This is a genomic window from Prauserella sediminis (genome assembly GCF_014195435.1).
Taxonomy (GTDB): domain Bacteria; phylum Actinomycetota; class Actinomycetes; order Mycobacteriales; family Pseudonocardiaceae; genus Prauserella; species Prauserella salsuginis.
On sequence record NZ_JACIBS010000001.1, the window covers coordinates 3156174 to 3181225 of the forward strand.

The 25052-nt window shown below is 68.6% G+C and carries 21 protein-coding genes; 14 read left to right on the top strand and 7 right to left on the bottom strand.

Annotated elements, in window-relative coordinates; translation table 11 throughout:
* Window positions 1–83: 83 nt before the first annotated feature.
* Genes FB384_RS14320 through FB384_RS14360 form a run of 9 tightly spaced genes read left to right on the top strand, consistent with a single transcriptional unit; the run spans window position 84 to window position 9270 of the window.
* Window positions 84–1469 (top strand): MFS transporter, encoded by a 1386-nt coding sequence (locus FB384_RS14320; RefSeq protein WP_183783422.1) that lies wholly within the window; start codon window positions 84–86, stop codon window positions 1467–1469.
* 34 nt (window positions 1470–1503) lie between these two features.
* Window positions 1504–2358, top strand: a complete 855-nt coding sequence (locus tag FB384_RS14325; RefSeq protein WP_183783423.1) for an FAD binding domain-containing protein — start codon at window positions 1504–1506, stop codon at window positions 2356–2358.
* Window positions 2355–4763: a xanthine dehydrogenase family protein molybdopterin-binding subunit gene (locus tag FB384_RS14330; RefSeq protein WP_183783424.1), complete on the top strand. Its 2409-nt coding sequence runs from the start codon at window positions 2355–2357 to the stop codon at window positions 4761–4763. Before FB384_RS14325 ends, FB384_RS14330 begins: the two co-directional genes overlap by 4 nt.
* Complete coding sequence (locus tag FB384_RS14335; protein WP_183783425.1) at window positions 4760–5263, top strand: (2Fe-2S)-binding protein; 504 nt, start codon at window positions 4760–4762, stop codon at window positions 5261–5263. The genes FB384_RS14330 and FB384_RS14335 overlap by 4 nt, the downstream gene beginning before the upstream one ends.
* Window positions 5260–5958, top strand: a complete 699-nt coding sequence (locus tag FB384_RS14340) for an SRPBCC family protein (protein WP_183783426.1) — start codon at window positions 5260–5262, stop codon at window positions 5956–5958. The genes FB384_RS14335 and FB384_RS14340 overlap by 4 nt, the downstream gene beginning before the upstream one ends.
* Window positions 5945–6595: an isochorismatase family protein gene (locus FB384_RS14345; protein ID WP_183783427.1), complete on the top strand. Its 651-nt coding sequence runs from the start codon at window positions 5945–5947 to the stop codon at window positions 6593–6595. Before FB384_RS14340 ends, FB384_RS14345 begins: the two co-directional genes overlap by 14 nt.
* Window positions 6592–7452 carry an alpha/beta fold hydrolase gene (locus FB384_RS14350; protein ID WP_183783429.1) on the top strand — a complete coding sequence of 287 codons (861 nt, stop codon included), beginning with the start codon at window positions 6592–6594 and terminating at the stop codon, window positions 7450–7452. Before FB384_RS14345 ends, FB384_RS14350 begins: the two co-directional genes overlap by 4 nt.
* Window positions 7453–7465: 13 nt before the next feature.
* On the top strand, window positions 7466–8509 hold the full coding sequence (locus FB384_RS14355) for a M29 family metallopeptidase (RefSeq protein ID WP_183783430.1): 1044 nt from the start codon (window positions 7466–7468) through the stop codon (window positions 8507–8509).
* A 5-nt stretch (window positions 8510–8514) separates the two neighbouring features.
* Window positions 8515–9270, top strand: a complete 756-nt coding sequence (locus FB384_RS14360) for a maleate cis-trans isomerase family protein (protein ID WP_183783433.1) — start codon at window positions 8515–8517, stop codon at window positions 9268–9270.
* Here the strand turns inward: FB384_RS14360 and FB384_RS14365 are convergent.
* From FB384_RS14365 to FB384_RS14380, 4 genes are all read right to left on the bottom strand, one after another.
* The gene (locus tag FB384_RS14365; RefSeq protein WP_183783435.1) at window positions 9255–9878 is read right to left on the bottom strand and encodes an FMN reductase; all 624 of its coding nucleotides are present in this window, start codon (window positions 9876–9878) and stop codon (window positions 9255–9257) included. The two genes, FB384_RS14360 and FB384_RS14365, sit on opposite strands and share 16 nt — an antisense overlap.
* Window positions 9875–10981, bottom strand: coding sequence for an LLM class flavin-dependent oxidoreductase (locus FB384_RS14370; protein WP_183783437.1), 1107 nt, complete (start codon window positions 10979–10981; stop codon window positions 9875–9877). The genes FB384_RS14365 and FB384_RS14370 overlap by 4 nt, the downstream gene beginning before the upstream one ends.
* A 209-nt stretch (window positions 10982–11190) precedes the next feature.
* Window positions 11191–12843, bottom strand: coding sequence for an MFS transporter (locus FB384_RS14375; protein ID WP_183783439.1), 1653 nt, complete (start codon window positions 12841–12843; stop codon window positions 11191–11193).
* 75 nt (window positions 12844–12918) lie between these two features.
* Window positions 12919–13530, bottom strand: a complete 612-nt coding sequence (locus FB384_RS14380) for a TetR family transcriptional regulator (RefSeq protein ID WP_183783440.1) — start codon at window positions 13528–13530, stop codon at window positions 12919–12921.
* A gap of 141 nt (window positions 13531–13671) precedes the next feature.
* Between FB384_RS14380 and FB384_RS14385 the strand changes: the two genes are divergently transcribed.
* The 3 genes from FB384_RS14385 (at window position 13672) to FB384_RS14395 (ending at window position 16640) form a co-directional block, all read left to right on the top strand.
* The gene (locus tag FB384_RS14385; protein WP_183783441.1) at window positions 13672–14598 is read left to right on the top strand and encodes an NADP-dependent oxidoreductase; all 927 of its coding nucleotides are present in this window, start codon (window positions 13672–13674) and stop codon (window positions 14596–14598) included.
* Window positions 14599–14898: 300 nt separating this feature from the next.
* Window positions 14899–15543 (top strand): LysE family translocator, encoded by a 645-nt coding sequence (locus FB384_RS14390; protein WP_183783442.1) that lies wholly within the window; start codon window positions 14899–14901, stop codon window positions 15541–15543.
* Between the two features lie 170 nt (window positions 15544–15713).
* Window positions 15714–16640 carry a serine hydrolase domain-containing protein gene (locus FB384_RS14395; RefSeq protein ID WP_228726025.1) on the top strand — a complete coding sequence of 309 codons (927 nt, stop codon included), beginning with the start codon at window positions 15714–15716 and terminating at the stop codon, window positions 16638–16640.
* Window positions 16641–16823: 183 nt separating this feature from the next.
* Here FB384_RS14395 and FB384_RS14400 read toward each other — a convergent pair whose 3' ends face one another.
* From FB384_RS14400 to FB384_RS14410, 3 genes are all read right to left on the bottom strand, one after another.
* Window positions 16824–18032: an acyl-CoA dehydrogenase family protein gene (locus FB384_RS14400; protein ID WP_183783443.1), complete on the bottom strand. Its 1209-nt coding sequence runs from the start codon at window positions 18030–18032 to the stop codon at window positions 16824–16826.
* A 22-nt stretch (window positions 18033–18054) separates the two neighbouring features.
* The gene (locus FB384_RS14405; protein ID WP_183785552.1) at window positions 18055–19350 is read right to left on the bottom strand and encodes an acyl-CoA dehydrogenase family protein; all 1296 of its coding nucleotides are present in this window, start codon (window positions 19348–19350) and stop codon (window positions 18055–18057) included.
* A gap of 332 nt (window positions 19351–19682) precedes the next feature.
* The gene (locus tag FB384_RS14410; RefSeq protein ID WP_183783444.1) at window positions 19683–21119 is read right to left on the bottom strand and encodes a TetR/AcrR family transcriptional regulator; all 1437 of its coding nucleotides are present in this window, start codon (window positions 21117–21119) and stop codon (window positions 19683–19685) included.
* A gap of 163 nt (window positions 21120–21282) precedes the next feature.
* Here FB384_RS14410 and FB384_RS14415 point away from each other — a divergent pair, with 163 nt between their 5' ends.
* Together FB384_RS14415 and FB384_RS14420 are read left to right on the top strand one after the other, a co-directional pair.
* Window positions 21283–22494 carry an acetyl-CoA C-acetyltransferase gene (locus tag FB384_RS14415; RefSeq protein ID WP_183783445.1) on the top strand — a complete coding sequence of 404 codons (1212 nt, stop codon included), beginning with the start codon at window positions 21283–21285 and terminating at the stop codon, window positions 22492–22494.
* Window positions 22495–22510: 16 nt separating this feature from the next.
* Window positions 22511–24682, top strand: coding sequence for a 3-hydroxyacyl-CoA dehydrogenase NAD-binding domain-containing protein (locus FB384_RS14420; protein ID WP_183783447.1), 2172 nt, complete (start codon window positions 22511–22513; stop codon window positions 24680–24682).
* Window positions 24683–25052 lie beyond the last annotated feature (370 nt).

Sequence of the window (25052 nt, forward strand, 5' to 3'; positions counted from 1 at the left end):
CCCCTGAGGAACGTACTGCCGGCGGTAAGCGGCGCCGATGCACACTTCCCGTCCCCACTCACGGAAGAAAAGGCAGGTCTGCAATGAAAACGGCCGAGCAGATCGTTCAGGACCTACCCTGGAAGTGGTCCGTCCAAGGAAAGATCTTCATCATCGGCGGCCTCGGGTACATGTTCGATGCCTGGGACGTCATCCTCAACGGCTTCCTCACGCCCCTCGTCGGGGACCACTTCGGACTGACCACCGGCGAGCGGGGCTTGGTCGCCACGGCCAATCTCGTCGGTATGGCGGTTGGGGCGGTCATGTGGGGCACCATCGCCGACCGCATGGGTCGCAAGAAGGCGTTCAGCATCACGTTGGCGCTGTTCGCGCTGTTCTCGGTACTCGGGGCAGTTTCGCCGAACTACGAGATCTTCTTGCTGTTCCGGTTCCTCGCGGGCGTGGGTCTGGGTGGGTGTATCCCGGTCGACTACGCGTTGGTCGCGGAGTTCTCGCCGCGAAAAGTGCGCGGCAAGGTGCTCGCCGCGATGGACCTCTGGTGGCCGATCGGCGGCACGCTGTGCGGCCTTTCGGCGACTTTTCTCTCGCCGCTGGACGGCAACTGGCGCTGGATGCTCATGATCATGGTCGTGCCGGCGCTGTTGTTGTTCTGGATTCGGCGTGGGATTCCTGAGTCGCCGCTGTATCTGGCGAATGTCGGCAGGGAAGCCGAGGCTCGCGTCGTGGTCGACCGGCTCGTCGCGCAGACCGGGGCGACGGCACAGGATTACTCGGTCACCGCGGACGAGCCGAAGAAAGAGGGGCCTGGTGGCGTGCGTGCGGCGCTGGGTCAGTTGCGGATGATCTGGACCTTCAACCCGAGGATCACCTCGGTCGCATGGGTCCTGTTCATCACGGTCATGACCGTCTACTACGTCGCACTGACCTGGATGCCGTCGATCCTGAAGGAGGAGGGCTACGACACCTACGCCGCGTTCGCGAACACGACCCTGATGACCGGCATCGGCATTCTCGGTGTGACCACCTCGGTGTTCCTCGTCGAATGGATGGGCCGCAAGTGGGTGCTGGGCTTGTCGGCACCCCTGGCGTCCGTGGTGCTGGTGGCATTCTCGCTGACTCTCGGTATGGAGACCGTGGGCTTGATCTGGCTCGGTATCTTCGGATTCGTCGTTCAGCTCGCCATCCCGGTGCTGTACGCCTACGTCTCGGAGCTGTACCCCACTCACCTCCGTGCGAGTGGATTCGGCTGGGCGTCCTCGATGAGCCGGGTCTTCAGCGGATTCATTCCGCTCATCTTCGGCAGCCTGCTCTGGCCGGTTCTGGGGCTGACGAACACGTTCATCCTGCTCGGTGCGGTCGTCGTGGTCGCCGTGGTGTGGATGGCCGTGGCTGCGCCCGAGACGAAGGGCAAGGAATTGGACCGGGTCGAGGAGGAAGCGCCGGATCCCGACCCCACGCCGGCGGCCTGAGCGAGATCCCGCACGCAGGGAGGAGCGGACACAAATGAAGCCACCGCCGTTCACGTACCACCGGGCACGCGACGTCGCGGGTGCAACCGACCTGGTCGCCGAGCTCGGAGAGGATGCCAAGTTCCTCGCGGGCGGGCAGAGCCTGATCCCGATGATGAACTTCCGGCTCGCGAGACCGGAGCACCTCATCGACATCGGCCGACTGGGCGAGCTGTCCTTCGTGGATGTGGGCCCGGAGTCCCTGCGGGTGGGATCGCTGAGTACCCACCGGGCGGTGGAAACGGCCGATCTCGGTGCGGGTTTCGAGGTCGTGCGGGACACGATGCGATGGATCGGTCACCTGCCGATCCGGACCAAGGGAACCGTCGGCGGGAGTCTCGCGCACGCCGATGCGACCGCGGAGTGGTGCCTGCTCGCGGTGCTGCTGGACGCGGACATCGTTGTCGCCGGCGCCGGTGGCCGACGACGCACGATCGCCGCGAGTGAGGCGTTCCTCGGTTTCTACACGACGGTGTTGGAGGAGGACGAATTGATCGTGGAAGTCGCGTTCGGCAGGCCGGCACCACACGCCGCCGTTACAGAGTTCGCCGAGCGCAAAGGCGACTTCGCGCTCGTTTCCGCCGCCGTCGACCTCGACGTCAGCTCCGGCACCGTGTCCGGCGGCCGGGTGGCGCTCGGCGGAGTAGGCCCCGCCGTGGTGCGGGTCCCGGAAGCGGAGCGGGTGCTGCATGCGGGCGGACGCGCGGGCACCGACCTGTTCGAGACGTGTGCCCAGGCGGCCGCGCAGGCCGTCGAACCGCCGGGGGACGACGATGCGGGCACCGGGTACCGCAAGGCGCTGGTGCGCAATCTCGTGGTCCGTGCGTGTGAGGAGGCGGTGGCCCGGTGACATTCGGAACGGCGACAGGAGACGGAGAGCGGGGAGCGGGTTTCCGCGTCGACGGCACGTGGGTCGGCGCTCCGGTGACGCGCAAGGAGGATCCACGGTTGCTGACCGGTGGCGCGCGGTTCGTCGACGACATCCATCTTCCGCGGATGTTGCATGCGGCGTTCGTGCGCAGCACGGTCGCGAGTGGACACGTCACGTCGGTCGACCTGTCACGGGTACTGGAGGTACCGGGCGTCGTGGCCGCGTTCACCGCCGAGGATCTCGACCTCGGGGACATCACGCCGCGACTCGATCGGCCGCCGGAGGAATACACCGAGACGTCGATGCCGATCCTGGCGCGCGATCGGGTGCGTTTCGTCGGCGAACCCGTGGCGGTGGTTCTTGCGGAGGACCCGTACGCGGCCGAGGACGGGATCGAGGCTGCCGACGTCACCTACGACGTCACGCCGCCCGTGCTGTCGGAGGAGCAGGCCCTTGCCCCGGAAGCGAACGCGGTGCATGAGCAGGCGCCCGGCAACGTGCTGCTGGACGTGTCGATGTTCGCCTCCGACGGCATCGACGACGTCTTCGCCGAAGCGCCGTGTGTGGTGCAGGTGCACACCCGGACGGGCAGGCAGAACGCGTTGCCGTTGGAAACCAGGGGTGTCGTTGCCGGCTGGGATTCGCGGGCGGAGCAACTGCTGGTGCAGACCTGCACGCAGGTTCCGCACCAGGTGCGCACGGTGCTGGCTGGTTCGCTCGGCATGGCCGAGAGCACGGTGCGGGTGCTCGTGCCGGACATGGGCGGTGGCTTCGGCATCAAGTGTGTGGTGGGCCGTGAGGAGATCGCCGTCGCCGCCGCGTCGATCCGCGTGCGCAGGCCGGTGAAGTGGATCGAAGACCGCAAGGACGCGTTGTCGGCGTCCTTCCTCGCCCGCGAGCAGCGCTACGACGCACGGGCTGCGTTCGACGAGACCGGGCGCATCCTCGGCCTGGACGTCGACGTGCTGTGCGACATGGGTGCCTATTCCTGCTATCCGTTCACCGTCGGTATCGAACCGCTGATGGCGTCGTCCGAGATGCCGGGCGTGTACCGGGTGCCCGCCTATCGGGTGCGCGGGCGTGCCATCGCGACGAACAAGGCGCCGACGGCCCCCTACCGCGGGGTGTCCCGTCCGCAACACGTGATGGTGATGGAGCGGCTCGTCGAGCGTGCCGCCAGGGAACTCGGACTCGACCCACTCGAGGTGCGCCGCCGGAACCTGATCACGGTGTTTCCGTACACGGGTGTCAACAACGTGACCTACGATCCGGGCTCATACCTCGAGTCACTCAACCTGTGCGAGCGCGTGATCGCCGACGAGGGCTGGTACGAAACCCGGCGTGCCGCCGCGGATCAGGGAAGGGTCCTCGGGATCGGCTACTCGTGTTTCAACGAGCGCACCGGCTACGGCTCCGACGCGTTCGCCAAGCGCAAGATGCAGGCCGTCCCGGGCTTCGACATCTCCGAGATCCGGATGGACACGGCCGGCGCAGTCGTCGTCACCACGGGCACGATGAGTCACGGCCAGAGCCACGAGACGACCATGGCGCAGATCGTGGCCGACAAGCTGGGCCTGCCCCTGGACAAAGTGAAGATCCAGCAGGGTGACACGGACCGGGTGGCCTACGGTTGGGGCTCGTTCGCCAGCCGGTCGATCACCATCGGCGGGACGGCGGTGGCCCTCGCCGCGGGCAACCTGGGCGGAAAACTGCTCGATCTGGGTGCACACCTGCTCGAAACCCCGCGTGACAACGTCGAACTCGGTGACGAGGGAGTGCGGCAGCGGGACGATCCCGCCCGTGGTCTGTCCTATCGGGACATCGCCGACGTGGCCTACCTGAAGTCTCACCTGCTACCGAAGGAGACCGAGCCGGGACTGCAGGCGAGCGCGAGCTTCGACGGCGTCGGTGACGGTACGTTCTCCAATGCCAGCCATGGTGTGGTCGTCGAGTTGCATCGTGACACCGGCCGCGTGGAGATCCTGCGTTACGTGTGTGTCGAGGACTGCGGGGTGGCGATCAACCCGCAGGTGGTCGACGGCCAGGCCAGGGGCGGTATCGCCCAGGGTATCGCGGGCGCACTGTTCGAGAAGGTCACCTACGACGAGAACGGGGAGCCCTCGGCCGCGAGTTTCCTCGACTACAAGGTGCCGACGGCCTGTGAGATCCCGGACGTCGGGATGCACCACATCGAGACGCCGTGCCTGTTCACCGACAACGGCGCGAAGGGTGCGGGCGAGGGCGGCACGATCGGCGCGCCCGCGGCCGTGCTCAACGCCGTCAACGACGCACTGCGCCCGATGGGCGTGGAGCTCAACGACACGCCGATCACCCCGCAACAGGTATTCGACGCGCTGACCGGCGCACTGGAGGTCGCCCCGTGACCGAACCCGACAAGGTCCTGCTGACCCTGAAGGTCAACGACGCCGTTCACGAGGTGGCGGTCGAGGCGCGCCGCACGCTGGCGGACACGTTGCGGCACGACCTCGAATTGACCGGGACTCACGTGGCGTGCGAACACGGCGTGTGCGGTGCGTGCACCGTGCTGGTCGACGGGGACCCGGCTCGTTCCTGTCTCATGTTCGCCGCACAGGCGGAGGGCAGCGAGATCCGCACCGTGGAGTCCCTCGCCGGTGACGACGGATCGCTGTCCGACCTGCAGACCGCGTTCTCGGCGAATCACGGACTTCAATGCGGCTTCTGCACACCGGGATTCCTCATGCTCGCGGAAGGATTCCTCGCCGAGCGGCCGGATGCCGACCGCGAGGAGATTCGGGAGGTCGTGTCGTCCAACCTCTGCCGCTGCACCGGTTATCAGACCATTGTGGACTCGATCCAGGACTGCGCCGAGCGCAGGCGCAACGCGAAGGAGGCCAGCGCATGATCCTCGAACATGAGATCTCGGTAGCGGCACCGCCGCGAGAGGTGTTCGCCCTGCTCGGCGACGTCGAGCGGGTGGCCGGATGCGTGCCCGGGGCGGCGATCGAGGGGCGGGATGCGGACACGGGCGGCGAGGCGTATCGCGGCCGTGTGAAGGTGAAGGTCGGCCCGATCTCCGCCGAGTACGCAGGGGTGGTGCGGTTCCTGGACGTCAATGACGCGGAACTCTCGCTGCGGCTGCAGGCACGCGGCGCCGACGCACACGGCAACGGCGACGCCGAGGCCGAGGTGCTGGTGACGTTGGCCGAGTCCGGCAAGGGCACCACGGTCTCCCTCAAGACGGACCTGGTGATCCGTGGCAAGATCGCGCAGTTCGGCAAGGGTGCGATCAACAAGGTTTCGGATCGCATTCTCGAACAGTTCGCGGTGAATCTGTCGGCTCTGCTGGCGGGGGACGAGCCGCCGGGACGGCAATCGGGAACGGGCGGCGTGGGTCCGCAGCAGCACGTCTCCGCGGCGCCCACGGCAGCGGCATCCGGCCCGTCGGAACTGGACGGACTCGCGTTGGTCGCAGGACCCCTCACGAAGTACCTGCCCGTGGTGGGCGCGTTCGCAGTCGGGATAGCGCAGGGCTGGCTGCTGGCCACCGTCCGTTCGCAGGCCAAGCAGCTCAAGGAGGTACGCCGTGTACGGAACTGACACCGACGAGACGTACGCCGAGGCGGGTTTCGGTGCACCGGTCCGCCGTGGCGGGCGACCGGCGATCGTCGTGGTGGACCTGACGAACGGGTTCACCCGTGACGAGTACCCGACGGGTGCCGACCTGACCGAGGTGGTCCGTGCGACCGGGGCGCTGGTCGAACGTGGGAAGGCGAACGGCGTACCGGTCGTGTACACAACGATCGCCTACACGCCCGCGGAAGCGCGCGGTGACGCATTGCCGTGGCTCGACAAGGCATCGGGCATGCGGTCACTGGTGGAGGGCGGCGCCGAGGTCGCTATCGACGACCGGCTTCCGTTCGGCGAGAACGACTACCTGGTGACGAAGAAGGGCGCGTCGGCCTTCTTCGGGACGTCGCTTGCCCCGATGCTGGCGGCGGCCGGATGCGACACGGTTCTGGTGTGCGGTGCGACCACGAGCGGCTGTGTGCGCGCGACGGCGGTCGACGCCGTTCAGTCCGGCTTCCCCGTGCTCGTGCCACGGGAGTGCGTCGGTGACCGTGCCCCGGGCCCGCACGATGCGGCCCTGTTCGACATCCATGCCAAGTACGGCGACGTGATCGATCTCGCCGATGCCCTGGACTACCTCACGAACCCGGAACCGGTGAGCACATGATGACGCGACGCCTTCTCGCCCAATCCGCCTTGGCCGACCTCGCGGACGTTCCCGCCACGAGCCGGTGGGTGGTGACACGGGACGGCCTGCGCCTGCACGTCCTGGACTACGGCGGCGACGGGGTGCCCGTCGTGGTCCTGCCGGGCATCACCAGTCCGGCGATCACCATGGACTTCGTGGCCCGTCGGCTCACCGATCTCGTGCGCCCGGTCGTGGTGGACGTGCGCGGTCGTGGCTTGTCGGACGACGGGCCGTCGGCGACGCTGCGCGACTACGCCGACGACACCGCCGCGATCATCGACGCGCTCGGTCTGCGTCGGCCGATCCTGCTCGGGCACTCGATGGGCGCGCGGATCGCGGCCATGGTCTCGACCACTGTGGATGTCGAAGGCGCGCTGCTGGTGGATCCGCCGATGAGCGGGCCCGGTCGTGGACCGTATCCCACCACGCTCGAGGTGTTTTTGACCCAGCTGGAACAGGCACAGCGAGGGACCGACGCCGACGAGGTGGCCGGATGGTGGCCCACGTGGCCACGGCGGGAACACGAGCTGCGGGCTCGCTGGCTGGCCAGCTGCGGGGTGGACGCGATCACGGCGACGCACCACGGCTTCGAACACGAGGACTTCTTCGACACGTGGCCTTCGGTGACGGCCGCGCCGGTGCTGCTGTACGGGGCGAAGAGCCCCGTCGTGACGGCCGACGGGGCGCGTGAGGCCGCGGAGTCCAATCCGGACGCCCGATTGATCGAGATTCCGAACGCCGGGCACATGGTGTTCTGGGACAACCCGGAGGGCGCACTGAACTCGGTGCGCACCGCCCTGCAAGCCATGACGAGCGCAAGTTCGCCGACACGATGAATGTGGAGGACCAATGAATCCCAACCAGCTCAACGACATCTGCCTCCGGCAGCTCACGTTCAGCGGGGTGCACGAGGCGGAGACCGTCGCGGTGCTCTCCCGCGGAGCGGAACGTGCGGACTACGCGGACTCGTTCATGTTCGCCGCGCAACAGCTCGGCGCGAGCACGTACCACATGCGACTTCCCGATGCGACGGACGCGGCGGGAGCATGGGCCGTCGGCGAATCCGGGCTGGCGGGCAACCCGCTCGCGGTGGACGCACTCAAGCAGGCGGACATGCTGGTGGACCTGACGTTCCTGCTGTTCAGCAAGGAGCAGTTCGCGATCCAGGACGCCGGTACCCGGATCCTCACGTGCGTCGAACCGGCCCCGTTGCTGGCCAAGCTCATGCCGACCAAGGAACTGCGCGAACGGGTGGAGGTCGGCGACGAGATCCTCAAGAAGGCCTCGACGATGCGGATCACGAGTCCGCACGGGACGGACGTGACGTACCAGCTAGGCGTTTACCCGACGATGACCGAGTACGGCTACACCGACACCCCGGGCCGCTGGGACCATTGGCCCGCAGCCTTCGTGTTCACCGGCGGCGCCGACGACGGTGTGGACGGCACCATCGTGCTCGCTCCGGGTGATGTGCTCCTTCCCTTCAACACCTATGTGCAGAACCCGGTGAAGCTGACCATCGAGAAGGGGTTCATCACCGACATCCGGGGCGTCGACGGTGCCTCGAGCCTGGATGCGGACCTGCTCGCGGCGTACATCAAGTCGTTCGACGACCCGCGTGGCTACGGCATGTCGCACGTCGGTTGGGGCCTGGACGAGCGTGCGCAGTGGCACGGACTGACGCAGTTCCCCGGCGGCATGGGGATGGAACTGCGGAGCTTCTACGGCAACGTGATGTTCTCCATCGGACCGAACAACGAGCTCGGCGGACCGAACGACACGCCCTGTCACTTCGACATCCCGATGCGCGGCTGCTCGCTGTTCCTCGACGACGAGCCGATCGTGGTGGACGGCGATATCGTTGTGCCGGACATGCGGCCGGGCGGGAAGTGATCGCCGTGACAGATCACCACATCGGACTGATCGTGCCGAGCTCCAATCTGACGATGGAGACCGAACTGCCCCGGATGATGCGGGCGCGGGAGGAGGCCGATCCGTCGGAGCGGTTCGTGTTCCACAGCGCGCGGACCCGGATGCAGCAGGTCACCGAGGAACAGCTGCGGGCGATGAACGCCCAGTCGGAACGCGCGGCCGCCGAGCTGGCGGACGCGCGGCCCGACGTGGTCGCCACGGCGTGTCTGGTGGCGATCATGGCGCAGGGCCCCGGCTACCACTGCACCGCCGAGGAGGCGATCACCTCGGCCATGCACGCCGAGGGTGCGAAAGCTCCGGTGGTTTCCAGCGCGGGTGCGTTGCTCGACGGCATCGACGCTCTCGGCGCGCAGCGGGTCGCCATCATCACGCCGTACCTGAAACCGCTCACGAAGATGGTCGCCGACTACATCGAGGACGCCGGCATCGAGGTCGTCGACGCGCTCAGTCTCGAAGTCGCCGACAACCTCGCCGTGGGCAGACTGGATCCGGCGGACCTGCGGGAACACTGGAAGAAGCTGGACTTGTCGAACGCGGACGCGCTGGTGTTGTCGGCGTGTGTGCAGATGCCGTCGCTGTCGTCGATCCAGGCGGTCGAGGACGCGGCGGGGCTGCCCGTGCTCTCGGCGGCGACGGCGACGACCTATCGCATCCTGACCGAACTCGGCGTGCCCGCGACGGTGCCGGGCGCGGGCAGGCTGCTCGCTCAGACGTCGAGCTGACCGAGGTTCGCCAGCTGCTGTTCGAAGGGGACGAAGTCCGAGAAGCCGTCGCTCGCGCGGCGGCTTCTCGGCGTTCCGGCCATGGCGTCGGCCAGTTCTCCCGCCGCACGGTCGATGCGCGTGTGGAGTTCGCTCGCGTCCTCGCCGCCCCAGTCCTGCGACGCCGCGTACACGCCGGTGGGCATCACCGTGGCGCGCAGGTAGGACAGCAGCGGGCGCAGGGCGTGGTCGAGGGCCAGCGAGTGGCGGGGCGTGCCGCCGGTGGCCGCGATCAGCACGGGCAGCCCAGCCAAGGCGCCGCCATCGATCACGTCGAAGAACGATTTGAACAGCCCGCTGTAGGACGCGCTGTAGACCGGGGTCACGGCGATGACGCCGTCGGCGCCGGTCACGGCGTCCAGTTCGGCCTGCAGTGCCGGACTCGGGAAGCCCGTCACCATGTTCTTGGCGATGTCGACGGCCACGTCGCGCAGTTCGACGACGTGAACCTCCAGCTCCTCGCCGTCGCCGTCGCCGAGCTGTTTGGTGAGCGACTCCGTGAGCCGGTCGGCCAGCAGCCGGGTCGACGACGGCGACGTGGTGCCCGCGGACACGATCGTGAGTTTCATCGGGCCTCACCCGCAGTCACGGTCTCGGTGTTCTTGGCGGCCAGCAGCGACGCGTGCGTCGGGGCGTCCGGCACGTGCGCTGGGCGGTTCTTGGCGAACTCCTCGCGCAGGACCGGCACGACCTCCTCGCCGAGCATGTCGAGCTGCTCGAGCACGGTCTTCAGCGGCAGGCCCGCGTGGTCGACGAGGAACAGCTGGCGCTGGTAGTCACCCACGTTCTCGCGGAACGTCAGCGTGCGGTCGATGACCTGCTGCGGGCTGCCCACCGTGAGCGGGGTCTGCTCGGTGAATTCCTCCAGCGACGGTCCACCGCCGTAGACAGGGGCGTCGTTGAAGTACGGCCGGAACTCGTTCACGGCGTCCTGCGAGTTCTTGCGCATGAACACCTGCCCGCCGAGCCCGACGATCGCGCGGTCGGCGGAGCCGTGACCGTAGTGCTCCCAGCGCTGCCGGTAGAACTCGACCATCCGGCGCGTGTGCTCGAACGGCCAGAAGATGTGGTTGTGGAAGAAGCCGTCCCCGTAGTAGGCGGCCTGCTCGGCGATCTCGGGGCTGCGGATCGAACCGTGCCAGACGAACGGCGGCACGCCGTCGAGCGGCCGCGGGGTCGACGTGAAGCTCTGCAGCGGTGTGCGGAACTTGCCCTCCCAGTCGACGACGTCCTCGCGCCACAGCTTGTGCAGCAGGGCGTAGTTCTCGATGGCCAGCGGGATGCCCTGGCGGATGTCCTTGCCGAACCACGGGTAGACCGGTCCGGTGTTGCCGCGGCCCATGATCAGGTCGACTCGGCCGTCCGCGAGGTGCTGCAGATAGGCGTAGTCCTCGGCGAGGCGCACCGGGTCGTTGGTGGTGATGAGCGTCGTCGCCGTCGAAAGGATGATCCGCTCGGTCTGCGCCGCGATGTTGGCCAGCAGCACGGGCGGGTTCGGCGGGGCGGCGAAAGGCGGGTTGTGGTGCTCGCCGGTGGCGAAGACGTCGAGCCCGACCTCTTCGGCCTTGCGCGCGATCCGCACCGTGGCCTTGATCCGCTCGTTCTCGGTCGGTGTCGTGCCGTTGGTCGGGTCCGTGGTGACGTCCCCGACGGAGAAGATCCCGAACTGCATCGCTGTCACCCTGCCTCAGGTAGTTGTGCGTTCAACTAACCACCCTAACGGCAGGTGGTCGGGCACTATTCCCGCCCCCGCGAGCACCCGAGACGTGCAGCTCCGCGCTCGCTCGTATGGGTGAGGAGCGGTGTTGCGGAGCTCGTCGCCGCCCGGCCCCTGATTGCCTTCACGGCAACCAGAGGCCCGGGGACGAGGGTCGGGTCGGCTCACACGTGGGCGGGTTGGGCGTCCTGCGGGGTGGTGATGAACTCGGGCTCACGCCGCTTGTTCGGCATGGCGATCAGGGTGCCGACCGCAGCCACCGCCGCGAGTCCGGCCGCGGCGAGCATCGCCCAGTTCATGCCGGTCATCCACGCGTCGGTGGCCAGGCCGACGAACCGTTCCGTCACGGCCGGACCCGCCTGCTGCTCCAGCGCGGGCGCCACGCCTTGCACCGCCGCGGGGAAGCTGCTCTCCGCGGCCGCGGCGGCCTCCGGCGGCAGCCCCCTGGTCGCCTCGCCGATACCGCTGCTGTAACCCCGTGCGATCAGCGAACCGAGCACGGCAATGCCGATCGAGACGCCGAGCTCACGCACCGTGTCGTTCATCGCCGACCCCATGCCCGACCGGTTCTTCGGAACCGACGCGATGATCAGGTTCGTGGCGGGCGGCATCACGAACACCATCCCGAAGATCACCACGAACAGGGGCAGCAGGATGCCCCAATAGCCGGTGTCGCCGTCCCACGTCGAGCACAGCAGGAACCCGGCCGCGATGATCGCCAGTCCGGACCCGACCGTGAACCGCGATCCGATCGCTGCCGCGACCTTCGGGACCAGTGGCGACAGCAGCAGCATCGGCAGCATGATCGGCAACGTCGCCAACGCCGACTGCAGTTCGCTGTACTCGAGCACCAGCTGGAACAGTTGTGCCAGCAGGAAGAACGATCCGCCGAGCGCGAAGAACGCGATCGTCACCGCCGCCGACGACGACGAGAACAGCGGGTTGCGGAACAGCTTCATGTCGAGCATCGGGTGCGGCGTGCGCTGTTCCCACCAGATGAACAGCCCGATGCCGACGACCGCGGCCGCGACGGCCACGAGCACGCCCGGCTGGGTCCAGCCGTCGTGCGGGCCCTCGATGATCGCGTAGACGAGCCCGAGCACGCCCACCGTCGACAGCATTCCACCGAGCCAGTCGATCGGTGTCTGCTTCTCGTCCTTCGACTCGTGGGACAGGATCTGATTCGCGACGAAGGCAACGAGGCCGAACGCCACGCTCATCAGGAACGCCGACCGCCAGCTCCAGAACTCGAGCAGTACGCCGGAGAAGACCGTGCCCAGGCCGGCACCCGCACCCGCGACGCCGGTCCACACGGCGATCGCGCCCGCTCGCTGGCCGCGGGGGAACGTCGTGTTGATGATCGACAGTGTCGAGGGCATGACCATCGCGGCACCGATGCCCATCACGCCGCGCGCGACGATCAGTTCGGCGCCGCTGTCGGCGATGAGCCCCGCGTACAGCGACGGCACCGTGAACAGCACCATGCCGATCTGCAGGACGAGCTTCCGGCCGTAACGGTCACCGATGGCACCCGCGGTGAACAGCAGCGCCGCGAACACCAGCGAGAACAGGTCGACGATCCAGGTCTGCTCGGCCTGGGTGATGCGCAGGTCGCTCGTCATCCCGGGCAGCGCGAGGTTCATGCTCGAGTTCGCGAGCATCACGGCCAGCAGGCTCGTGCACATCGCGGCGACGATGATCCAGCGCCTGCGGAACACGTCGAGGGGGATGCCCTCGGCGATCGCCTCGTCGAGCTGTCGCTGTCGTCGATCCGATGTCGACTCGGCCGCCGTGGCGGACGCGCCGGACTGGCTCATGGGTCTCCTTCGGGCGGTCGGCGGATCCTCCGTTCGGCGGCGAGCGGAGGTGGTCGGTGCGGGGAGCGGCGGTGCTCAGTGCTGCGGGCGGATGCCGTCGCGGAGCAGGTCGACGACGGTGTCGACGTGACCTCGGGGGTCACCGCCGCGGGCGGCCCAGGTTCGGCTCGCGACGCGCAAGGCCACGCCCGCCGTCTCGAGGACGAGTTGGGGGTAGACGTCCCGGTCGGGGTCGCCGCCGGTGAGGCGGGCGATGTGGGCCTTCCCCCGGCGGAGCAGCTCGGGAGCGCTCGGTTCGTCGGGCGCGTGCGCCTCGGTGGTGAGAACCATGGCGGGCGAGGCGGTGACCAGGGCGTCCGCTGCGGCGATGAGCGCCGGATCAGCCTCCGGGACGGTCAGCGCCGCGTGCAGTGCGTGGCGGACGGCCTCCCACGCGGGCTCGCCGTCCGGGCGTTCGGCGAGGGCGTGGGTGAACGCGGCGCCGAGGGCGTACAGCGGCCGGACGAACGCGGCGTCCTTGGTGGGGAAGTAGTTGAAGAACGTGCGTCGGGATGTCTGCGCTCGTTCGGCGATCGCCTCGACGGTCACCTCCTCGGTGCCGCCGGCCTCGGTGGCGAGGTCGACGGCCGCGCGGCACAGCGCGAGTCGCGTCTGCACGCGTTTCGTCTCCCGAAGTCCCGGCTGCATGCCCTCCAGCCTACGCCGCAAACGTGCACTCGAGTGCAAAATTCCGGCGCCGTGTAAGCGACGACACAGGCTCGCCGTCGACTCACCGTTGGGTGCGGAAGACCGGGAATGTGCATCCGCGGTGACCTCGTTGCACGGCGTATGAAGGCGATCGTTCTCAACCGATACGGCGGACCCGACGAAGTGACCGTGGCCGACCACCCCGACCCGAAGGTGGCGCCCGGTGAGGTGCTGGTGCGGGTGAAGGCGGCCGGCGTCAACCCCGTCGACTGGAAGCTCGCCGCAGGCGGGCTCGACCCGCTGATGGAGGCGCGTTTCCCGTTGATTCCCGGCTGGGACGTGGCGGGCACCGTCGAAGCGGTCGGCCTGGACGTCGAGGAGTACGCAGTCGGTGACGAGGTGATCGGCTATGTCCGTAAGGACCACGCGGAACTCGGTTCGTACGCGGAGCTGGTCTCGGCCAACGTGCGGCTGCTGGCCCCGAAACCGGCCGCGCTCGACTGGGCGCAAGCGGCCGGGCTGCCGCTCGCGGGGCTCACGGCGTACCAGGCGCTGCGCAGGCTCGGCGTCGGCGCCGGGGACACGGTCCTGATCCACGCGGCCGCCGGCGGGGTCGGTGCACTGGGTGTCCAGTTGGCGAAGGAATTCGGTGCGCGGGTGATCGGCACGGCGAGTGAACGCAACCACGCGTTCCTGGACGAGCTCGGCGCGGAGCCCGTTTCCTACGGTGAAGGGCTGGCCGACCGGCTGCGTGAGGTCGCGCCGGACGGGGTCGACGCGACGGTCGATTTCGTCGGCGGCGAGGAAGCGGTCGACGTGTCCCGGCAGGTCACGAAGGACCGGACGCGTGTGGCGTCGATCGCCGACCCCGCTGTGACCGAGTACGGCGGTCGGTACATGTGGGTGCGGCCGAGCGCCGAGGACCTCACCGAACTGAGCAAGCTGGCCGACGCCGGGAAGTTGGGTGTGCACGTCGACCGCACCTATCCGCTCGCCGAGGCCGCCGTTGCGTGGCGAGTGAGTCAGGCAGGCAACGTTCGGGGCAAGCTCGTGCTGACGGTCGGCTGATCGCGGCGTCGCAGCGCGGGCGGCAGGGGGACGTACTCGCGGCCGCACTGCGCGGTGGCCCGCCCGTTGTCGCGAGTGGACCGCCGAGCTGGCGCGGCGACGGGTGGCGCGAGCGCTGCCACGGTTTCGTGTCGGTCCACGCCGTGGCCATCGTCGACGAGGCGTGAGCATTGTGGTGTGGGCATTATGGCGTGAGCATTGTGGCGTGAGTTACCGACGCACGACCTGTTTCTGCAGGTGTGCTGCCGTACGATCGGACGCCGATTGTTCCCCGACGACGAGGCGTCAGGAGGCCGACAGGTGATCACCACGACCGCCGTGGCCGGAGTGGCGCTCCTCGAGTTGGGAATGGCGATGACACCCGGACCGAACATGGTCTACCTCGCCTCTCGCGCGCTGACCCAGGGGCGCAGGGCGGGTCTGGTCAGTTTGGCCGGTACCGGGGTCGGATTCGTCTGCTACCTGGTGGCCACCGCTGCCGGTTTGTCCGCACTGTTCGCCGCCGTGCCGGTCGCGTACACGGTCGTCAAGTTGGCGGGTGCCGTCTACCTCGGCTATCTGGCCTGGGGAATGATCAAGCCGGGTAGCCGTTCGCCGTTGGACCCGGCTCAGGATCTGACTCCGGACTCCGATGTGCGGTTGTTCTCGATGGGGATGGTCACCAACCTGCTCAATCCCAAGATCGCGTTGCTGTACGCCGCACTGTTGCCGCAATTCCTGGACCCGCACGCCGGTCCCGCATGGACACAGCTGTTGCAGCTCGGGGCCGTGCAGATCATTGTGGGTCTTGCCGTGAATGCCGTGGTCGTCCTGGGGGCTGCGCGGGCCTCGCGATTCCTGGCGGCCCGACCTCGCGGCATGGCTGCCGTGCGTTACACGGCAGGAGGCGTGCTCGGTGCCTTCGCGCTGCGCACTGCCCTGTCCCGAACCCCGGCGTCCGCGTGACACCGACTGCCTCCGGTATGACGCCGCCGGCCCTGGCGTGGCATGTTACTGCGGCATGGGACCGAGCCGAGCGTCGGTGAATTTCGCGTTCACGCTGCCTGCGATTCACGATGCCGTCGAGCGGGCCGAACGTCGCGCGACGCCTGGAATCGAGGACATCGCCAGGTTTCATGCGGCGCAGGTCACCGATCGGGCGCACCGCGAGGGTCGTCGGACCACTGTTGCCGGGTGGCGGTCCGAGCGGCCTGGTGAGCTTCCGGGGTGCGGTTATCGCCGAGTGGGGCGACGTCGATCGGCCCGAGATGTGTTTCTCGGTCACCAAAACGGTCCTTTCCGCGGTCGCGGGTGCGGCGTCCGACCGTGGCCTGCTCCCCGACGTGCACGCTCCGGTCGAGGACACGGTCGACCTGCCGGTGCGACTCGGCCCGGATCTGACGTGGCGTCATCTGCTGCAGCAGACGAGCGGATGGGCGGGTGAGCTGTGGGGGAAGCCGGCTCACGTCGACGCGCAGAGCCTCCGCGACGGTGGTTCTGCCGCCTACGCCGAGCCGGGTGCGGCGTGGGCGTACAACGATGTTCGGGTCAACCTGCTCGCACTCGCTCTGACAGCGCTGTGGCGTAGGCCGTTGGCCGAGGTGGCCCGTACGGAGCTGTTCGACCCGATCGGTGCATCGCCGACCTGGTCGTGGCACGGCTACCGCGAGGCGACGATTGCGGTGGACGGGACGGAACTGTCGGTGGTCTCGGGTGGTGCGCATTGGGGTGGTGGACTGTGGATGTCCACGGCGGACCTGCTGCTACTGGGCGAACTGTTCCTCGAACGCGGGTCATGGCACGGAAAGCAGGTGCTGAGTACCGAGTGGATCGATGCGAGCTGGCGTCCCTGCTCGGTCAACCCGGATTACGGCTACCTGTGGTGGCTGAACGATCGGCTGCATGTGTTCGCCGTCGCTCCTGCCACCGGCCGGTGCGCCAGGGGATGCGGCGACCGTCATCTGTTGTGGGTCGATCCGGCCCGCGAACTGGTCATCGTCTCGCGCTGGTCCGACTCGGTCGGACTGCTCGTTCGCGACATCTCCGACGCCATCCCGGTGTGACGGCGCCTGGCGTGCGTTCGGCGACTGTAGGCGGTGCTGCCCACCGGAAACCGTCGAACGGTGATTGACCGCCGTCGATGGACGACCACGCCGGCCAGAGAGACACCGAGTGAGACAGGCACCGAGCGAAAAACCGCCCGGCTGCAGGGGTGAGGGCAGCCGGGCGGTCGTCGGGAAGGGGTTCTACTTCAACTCGGCGCTGGACTTGCCGAGCAGGCGCCGGGCGATGATGAGCTGCTGGATCTGCTGGGTGCCTTCGAAGATGTCGAGGATCTTCGCGTCGCGGCTCCACTTCTCGAGCAGCGACTCCTCCGTGTAGCCGTACGCACCGGCCAGCTCGACGCAGCGCAGCGTGATGTCCACACCGGACCGACCGGCCTTGGCCTTGGCCATCGACGCCTGCAGCGAGTTGGGCTTGCGGTTGTCGGCCATCCACGCCGACTCCAGCGTCAGCAGGTACGCGGCCTCGTAGTCGGCCTCGAGTTGCAGGAACGTGGCGGCCGCCGCGCTCTGGGCGTTCGCCGGCTTGTCGTAGTCGATGTCGACACCGGCGTCTTCGAGCACGCGCCGGGTCTCCTCGAGCGCTGCCCGTGCCACGCCGACCGCCATCGCGGCGACCATGGGACGGGTGTTGTCGAAGGTCTGCATGACCCCCGCGAAGCCCGTCTTCGTGTCGACCTCCGGGCTGCCGAGCAGGTTCTCCTTCGGCACCCGGCAATTGTCGAACCGCAGCACCGCCGTGTCCGAGGCGCGGATGCCGAGCTTGTGCTCCAGTCGCACCACTTCGAACCCGGGCGTGCCCTTCTCGACGACGAACGACTTGATCGCGGCGCGGCCCTTCGACTTGTCCAATGTGGCCCACACGACGACGCAGTCGGCCCGCTCGCCCGCGGTCACGAAGATCTTCTCGCCGTTGATGATGTACTCGTCGCCGTCGAGTTCCGCGGTGGCACTCACGGCTGCCGAGTCGGACCCGAAGCTCGGCTCGGTGATCGCCATGGCGGCCCACTTGCCCTTGAACCGCTCCAACTGTTCGTCGTTGGCCACGGAGGCGATCGCCGCGTTGCCGAGGCCCTGCCGCGGCATCGACAGCAGCAGCGCCACGTCGCCCCAGCACATCTCGATCGCGCCGAGCACAGTGGACAGGTTGCCGCCGTTGCGGTTCCCCTTGTCCTCGTTGTTGTCGTCCTTGCGCACCCCGGAGGCGCCCGCGCCGCCCTCGCCGGACGAGTTCAGACCGTCCAGCAGGGACGCCAGCATGTCCAGTTCGGTGGGATACGCGTGCTCGGCCCGGTCGTACTTACGGGAGTTCGGGCGGAACACTTCCGCGGCCGCCTGGTGCGCCTGGTTGACCAGCGCCTTGGCCTTCTTGGGGATCTCGAGGTTGATCACAGCAAGCCCTTTCTGCGCTGCTCTACAGGAGAACGATGCCGTCGACGGCGCCGATCGCGCGCAGGTCGCGATACCAGCGCTCCACCGGGTGTTCCTTGGTGTAGCCGTGCCCGCCGAGCAGCTGCACACCCGCGCTGCCGATCTGCATGCCCTTGTCCGTCGCGAGCTTGCGGGCCAGCGCGACCTCGCGCGCGTAGGGCCTGCCCTGTTCGGCCCGCGATGCGGCACGCAGCATCGTCAGCCGCATGCTCTCCAACTCGATCGCGATGTCCGACACCTGGAACGCCACGCCCTGGCGGTGGCTGATCGGCTCCCCGAACGCTTCCCGCTCGTTGACGTACGGGATGACGTAGTCGAGCACCGCTTTGCCCGTACCGCAGGCCAGCGCGGCCCAGCCGATCCGCGACAGGCGCACGACGTCGGCGAACACCTCGCGGCTGCCGCCGCCCAGTAGTGCGCCCGCGGGCAGCGTCACGTCGCTGAGCACGAGCTTCGTCGTCGCGGCGCTGCGCAGGCCCATCGCGGGCTCGGCCTCGACCGACACGCCCGCGGTGGCCCCCTCGACGATGAACAGGGCGGGCCCGCGGCCTTCGAGGTCGGCCGAAACGATGAACAGTTCGGCGTCCGCCCCGCGCGGCACGAGCGACTTCACGCCGTCCAGCCGATAGCCGTTCGGGGTGCGCTTCGCGCGCGTCTTCGGGGCGAACGGATCGAACAGCGGGGTGCGTTCCTGCAGTGCCAGCGCCGCGGCCGGCACGTGTTCGCCCGCGAACGCGGGCACGTAGGTCGCCTGCTGGTCGGCATCGCCCCACTGCACGAGTGCGTTGCTCACCGCCGACGGCGCGAGCACGGCCACGGCCAGGCCCATGTCGCCGTGGGCCAGCGACTCGGCGACGAGCGCGTTGGTGACGACCGAGCGCTCCGAGCCGACGCCGCCGAGCTCGTCGGGAATGCCGATCTGGGTCACGCCCAGTTCTGCGGCCCGGTCCAGCAGGCCGTCTGGGGGTGCGAGCTTGTCGTCGGCCTGAGCCGCCGTGGGTCGGAGCTGTTCCGCCGCGAACTCGTCGACCGTCTCGACGATCATCTGCTGCTCGTCGGTGGGTTCGAGGTCGAACAGTCCCGAATCGGGAGCCTTCTCGAGGCGCGCGGGCTTGCCGAGCCGCGTCGTCGCCTTGAACGTGCGATTCGCCGTGCCCGCCGCCTGGAAGCCGGCACGAGTGGCCGACGAGACGAGGTCCTCCACGGGCTTGCGCAGGCCCGCGCGGTCGATCAGCTTGCTGCCTGCCAGCCGGTTCAGCGCGGCGAGGCCGAGGCCCATGGCGTCGCGCCCCTGCTGCGGATTCTCTCGAGCCACAGTCATCCCCTTCGGTTACCTACTCGCGAGTAGGTTAACGCGAATGACGGTGACTCGCCAGTAGGGGCGGGAAGTGCGGAGGTGGCGCCGCGCACGGCGAGCGTGGTCGGTCGAGGTGGGGAGCAGTGTCCGGCGGGACAACCGACTGCCCGGCCGCACGGATACCGCGACAGGTGAGCCGTCAGTGTTCCCCACGCCGACCCGCGCGAGCCGGTCCACAGGGCCCACCCGGCGGGTCCCAGGTGGTCCGCGACGGCCCGATTCTCGGTCCTTGCTGCCCTACCAGGCTCGGCCTGTCATCGTCCTGTGTATCCGGAGCGACCGTCCTGTCCGGCAACGTCCGGTGTCGACGACTGCCGGGCCGGGGCCGTGTCGCGGCCGCCGGCGCCCAGCACGGTGCTCATGAGGGTGAGCAGCTCGGCGGGCAGGTTGGGCCTGCGGTTCACCCGGCGGGTGCGGGTGAGGTCGTTGGCCACCGTCAGTGCGGCGTGCACGGTGATCTTCGCTTCGCGGGTGTCGAGTTCGGGACGCGCGGCTTCCAGCAGCCGGACCCAACGAGAGACGTACTCGCGCTGGATCCGCAGCAGCTCGGGGCGGTCGCGTTCGTCGATGTGCACGCGGTCCACGGAGAACGACACGAGGAGTTCAGGCTGGCCGGTCAGCGTCGCGACGTAGGACTCGGCGAGCCGGTGCAGCGCGGGCCACTCGCCGTCGGAACGCAGCGCATCCTCGGCGCCCAACAGGAGCCGGTCGCCCGCCCTGCGGCCGATGGCGCCCAGCAGGCTCGCCTTGCTGGGAAAGTGCCGGTACACACTCGGCCCCGCGATGCCGGCCGCGCGGCCGATGTCGTCCATGCTCACGGCGCTGAACCCGTGGGAGGCGAACAGCTCGGTGGCCTCGGTGAGGATCTGTTCTCGGCGGGACGGTGTCGTGAGCGGCTCGGACGCGGGTCCGGCACCCACGGCACCGGCGGCAAGGTCGGGTGTCCCCGTCGCACCGGACGCGACCGCACCGGACGTCACCCCACCGGGCGGGACCGCACCGGATGCCGCCGCATCGGACGCCGCCGCGTGGGGGATGCCGGTGGCCGGCGCGTCGGGCCCGGAGGGGGCGGAGCCGGTAGGCAGGCCGGCCCGCAGGACGCGGGTGGCGATGTCGACGAGCAGCTGCTCGAACCGCCGTTTCGGCACGCTCGTGCGGTGGACGGACACGCTGCCGAACACCGAGAGCACGGCCCAGCACAGCAGTTCGGCGTCCTCAGGGGGCAGCTCAGGGCGGACCCGCAGCAGCACCTTGGTCCACGTCGCGAGCATCGCCCCGGATCGTTCCCGCAGGTCGCGCTGGGTTTCGGCGTCGAGGTGCCTGCCCTCCCAGCGCCACAGGGCCGCGGCGTCGCGCCGTTCCACCGACTTGCCTGCCAGCTCGGTCAGCAGGGTGTTGAGCTGGTCCGGTGAGGGGTGGGCGCCCGCCAGGGACGCCGCGCCGGTGGCTTCCTCGATCTCTTCCAGGCCGGCGCGCAGCACGTGCGCGAGGATCGCCTGCTTGTCCTTGAAGTGGCGGTACAGCGCCGGTCCGGTGATGCCGGCGGCGGCGGCGATGTCGTTGATGCCCACGCCGTGGTAGCCGCGCGCACGGAACAGCTCGGCCGCGACGGCGGCGAGCTGCGTCTTGCGGTCACGGGGCCGCTTGTCGCCTGTGCGGGGCCCTTTGCCGCTGGGTGCTGTCCGTGCCATAGGTGAGACAACTTTAGCGTGGCCGGTTCAGCTGACAACCCATTGACACCATGGGAATAAGGCGGATTATGTTAGTAGCGATTAGCACCGAATCTACACGCATGGGCACTGTCGACCATGTCGGCTGCATGCTTGCCGTCAGCCGCGAGGAAGGACCGTTGGTGTGAGTACAGAGGCGTTCATCTACGAGGCGATCCGCACGCCTCGTGGCAAGAACAAGGGCGGAGCCCTGCACGGGACGAAGCCGGTCGACCTGGTCACGGGTCTGATCGACGAGCTCAAGAGCCGGCACCCGGGTCTCGACCCGGCGAAGATCGAGGACATCGTCCTCGGCGTCGTCTCGCCGGTCGGCGACCAGGGCGCCGACATCGCGCGTGCCGCCGCGATGGCGGGTGGCCTGCCCGACACCGTCGCGGGTGTGCAGCTCAACCGGTTCTGCTCGTCGGGCCTCGAAGCCGTCAACCAGGCCGCTGCGCGGGTGCGCTCCGGCTGGGAGGGCCTGCTGCTCGCAGGCGGCGTCGAGTCCATGTCGCGGGTACCGATGGGCAGCGACGGCGGGGCGATGTTCACCGACCCGGCGACGAACTACGACACCTACTTCGTGCCGCAGGGCATCGGTGCCGACCTGATCGCGACCCTCGAGGGCTTCTCCCGTGAGGACGTCGACCGCTTCGCCGTCCGCTCGCAGGACAAGGCCGAGGCGGCGTGGTCCGGCGGCTACTTCGCCAAGTCCGTCGTGCCGGTCAAGGACATGAACGGCGTGACGATCCTCGACCACGACGAGCACCGCAGGCCCGGCACCACGGTCGACGACCTGGCCAAGCTCAAGCCCGCCTTCGAAGGCATCGGCGAGATGGGCGGTTTCGACGCGGTGGCGCTGCAGAAGTACCACCAGGTCGAGAAGATCGATCACGTCCACACCGGCGGCAACTCGTCGGGCATCGTCGACGGCGCCGCAGTGGTGCTGATCGGCAATGAGCAGGTCGGCAAGGACCTGGGGCTGACGCCGCGTGCGCGCATCGTGTCGGCCGCGATCACGGGGTCGGACCCGACGATCATGCTCACGGGCCCGACGCCCGCCACCGAGAAGGTGCTCGCGCAGGCGGGCATGACCACCGACGACATCGACCTGTTCGAGCTGAACGAGGCGTTCGCTTCGGTCGTCATGAAGTGGATGAAGGACCTGAAGCTCCCCGAGGAGAAGGTCAACGTCAACGGCGGCGCCATCGCGATGGGTCACCCGCTCGGCGCCACCGGCGCGATGATCCTCGGCACGATGGTCGACGAGCTGGAGCGGCGCCAGGAGCGGCGCGCGTTGCTGTCGCTGTGCATCGGCGGCGGTATGGGTATCGGCACGATCATCGAGCGTGTGTGAGGGCGAGCGAAAAACAATGACTGAAGCCAAGACCATCCGCTGGGAGCAGGACTCCGACGGCATCGTCACGCTGACGATGGACGACCCGAAGCAGTCGGCCAACACGATGAACGCGGACTACCGCGAGTCGATGGGCGTCGTGCTGAACCGTCTCGAGTCCGAGAAGGACTCGATCACCGGTGTCGTGCTGACCTCGGCGAAGAAGACGTTCTTCGCGGGCGGAGACCTGAACGACCTGATCAAGGCGACGCCCGACGACGCCGCCGAGGTCACGGAAGCGAGCAACGAACTGAAGGGGCAGCTGCGCCGGCTGGAGACCCTGGGCAAGCCGGTCGTCGCCGCCATCAACGGCGCGGCGCTCGGTGGCGGCCTGGAGATCGCGCTGGCCTGCCACCGCCGGATCGTCGCCGACGTCAAGGGCACGGCCATCGGCCTGCCCGAGGTGTCGCTGGGCCTGCTGCCCGGTGGCGGCGGCATCGTCCGCACGGTCCGCCTGCTCGGCATCCAGAGCGCCATCATGAACGTGCTCGTGCAGGGCCAGCGGCACAGGCCCGCCAAGGCGCTCGAGCTCGGTCTGGTGGACGAGCTGGTGTCCAGCGTGGACGAACTGCTGCCGAAGGCGAAGGCCTGGATCAAGGAGAACCCCGAGGGCGGCGTGCAGCCGTGGGACCAGAAGGGCTTCAAGATCCCGGGCGGCAGCCCGTCGAACCCGAAGTTCGCCGCCAACCTGCCCGCGTTCCCCGCGAACCTGCGCAAGCAGCTCAAGGGCGCGCCGATGCCGGCGCCGCGGGCCATCCTGTCCGCCGCCGTCGAGGGGGCACAGGTCGACGTCGAGACGGCGGGTCTGATCGAGACGCGCTACTTCGTCAGCCTCGTCACCGGGCAGGTCGCGAAGAACATGACCAAGGCGTTCTTCTTCGACCTGCAGGCCATCAACGCCGGTGAGTCGCGCCCGGACGGCCACGAGCAGTACCAGGCCAAGAAGGTCGGCGTGCTCGGCGCGGGCATGATGGGTGCGGCGATCGCGTACGTGTCGGCCAAGGCCGGCATCGACGTGGTGCTCAAGGACGTCTCCCAGGAGAACGCCGAGAAGGGCAAGGGCTACGCGGTCAAGCTCGAGGAGAAGGCACTCAAGCGGGGCAAGACCACGCAGGAGAAGTCGGACGCGCTGCTCGGCCGCATCACGCCGAGCGCCGACCCGGCCGATCTGAAGGGCGTCGACTTCGTCATCGAGGCCGTGTTCGAGAGCACCGAGCTCAAGCACAAGGTGTTCCAGGAGATCGAGGACGTCGTCAACCCCGACGCCGTGCTCGGCTCCAACACCTCCACGCTGCCCATCACCGGCCTGGCCGAGGGGGTGCAGCGGCAGGAGGACTTCATCGGCATCCACTTCTTCTCGCCGGTGGACAAGATGCCGCTCGTGGAGATCATCCGCGGCGAGAAGACCTCCGACGCCACGCTGGCGAAGGTCTTCGACTACACGCTGCAGATCAAGAAGACGCCGATCGTCGTGAACGACAGCCGCGGCTTCTTCACCTCCCGCGTCATCGGCACGTTCATCGCCGAGGCCGTGGCCGCGCTCGGTGAGGGCGTCGAGCCCGCCACCATCGAGCAGGCCGGTTCGCAGGCCGGATACCCGGCGCCGCCGCTGCAGCTGATGGACGAGCTGACGCTCACGCTGCCGCGCAAGATCCGTCTCGAGACCAAGGAGGCGATCGAGGCCGCGGGCGGTACGTGGGATGCGCACCCGTCGGAGGCGATCATCGACCGGATGATCGACGAGTACGACCGCAAGGGCCGTTCGACGGGATCGGGCTTCTACGACTACGACGACGAGGGCAACCGGACACAGCTGTGGCCGGGCCTGCGCGAGGCATTCAACAGCGGAAGCGGCGACGTGCCGTTCGAGGACCTCAAGGAGCGCATGCTCTTCGCCGAGGCACTCGAGACCGTGAAGTGCTTCGACGAGGGCGTGCTCAACACCGTCGAGGACGCCAACATCGGCTCGATCATGGGCATCGGATTCCCGCCGTGGACCGGTGGCGTGATCCAGTACATCAACGGCTACGAGGGTGGCCTCAAGGGCTTCGTGGCGCGTTCGAAGGAACTCGCCGCGCGGTACGGCAGCCACTTCGAGCCGCCGGCCTCGCTGGTCGCGAAGGCCGAGAAGGGCGAGATCTACGAGTGATCGCCTGCGCCTGAACCAGGCGTGAACGCTCGCCGGTTGAATCGGGCGTGAACGACACGGCCCCGGGTCGCGAACTTCCGCGACCCGGGGTCGTGTTGCGTTTCCCGGGGCCTGTGTTGCGTTTCTGGGCGGCCGTGTTGCGGGTTCCGGGGATCGCGTTGTCGATTCCAGGGCCCGTGTGGTCGATTCCGGCGGGTCGCGGTGTGGCTCAGCCCCTTTCGGGCGCCTGCGACGTCGGCCATCGCCCGCCGCGCCGCAGTGCTTCCGCGTTGCCGCGCGTCGTCGGTGTCGTCTTGCAATCCGGCGGGCCACAACACGGGCCCCGGGATGCACAACACACGGGTTCGGGACGCTCGGAGGTGGGCGCGCG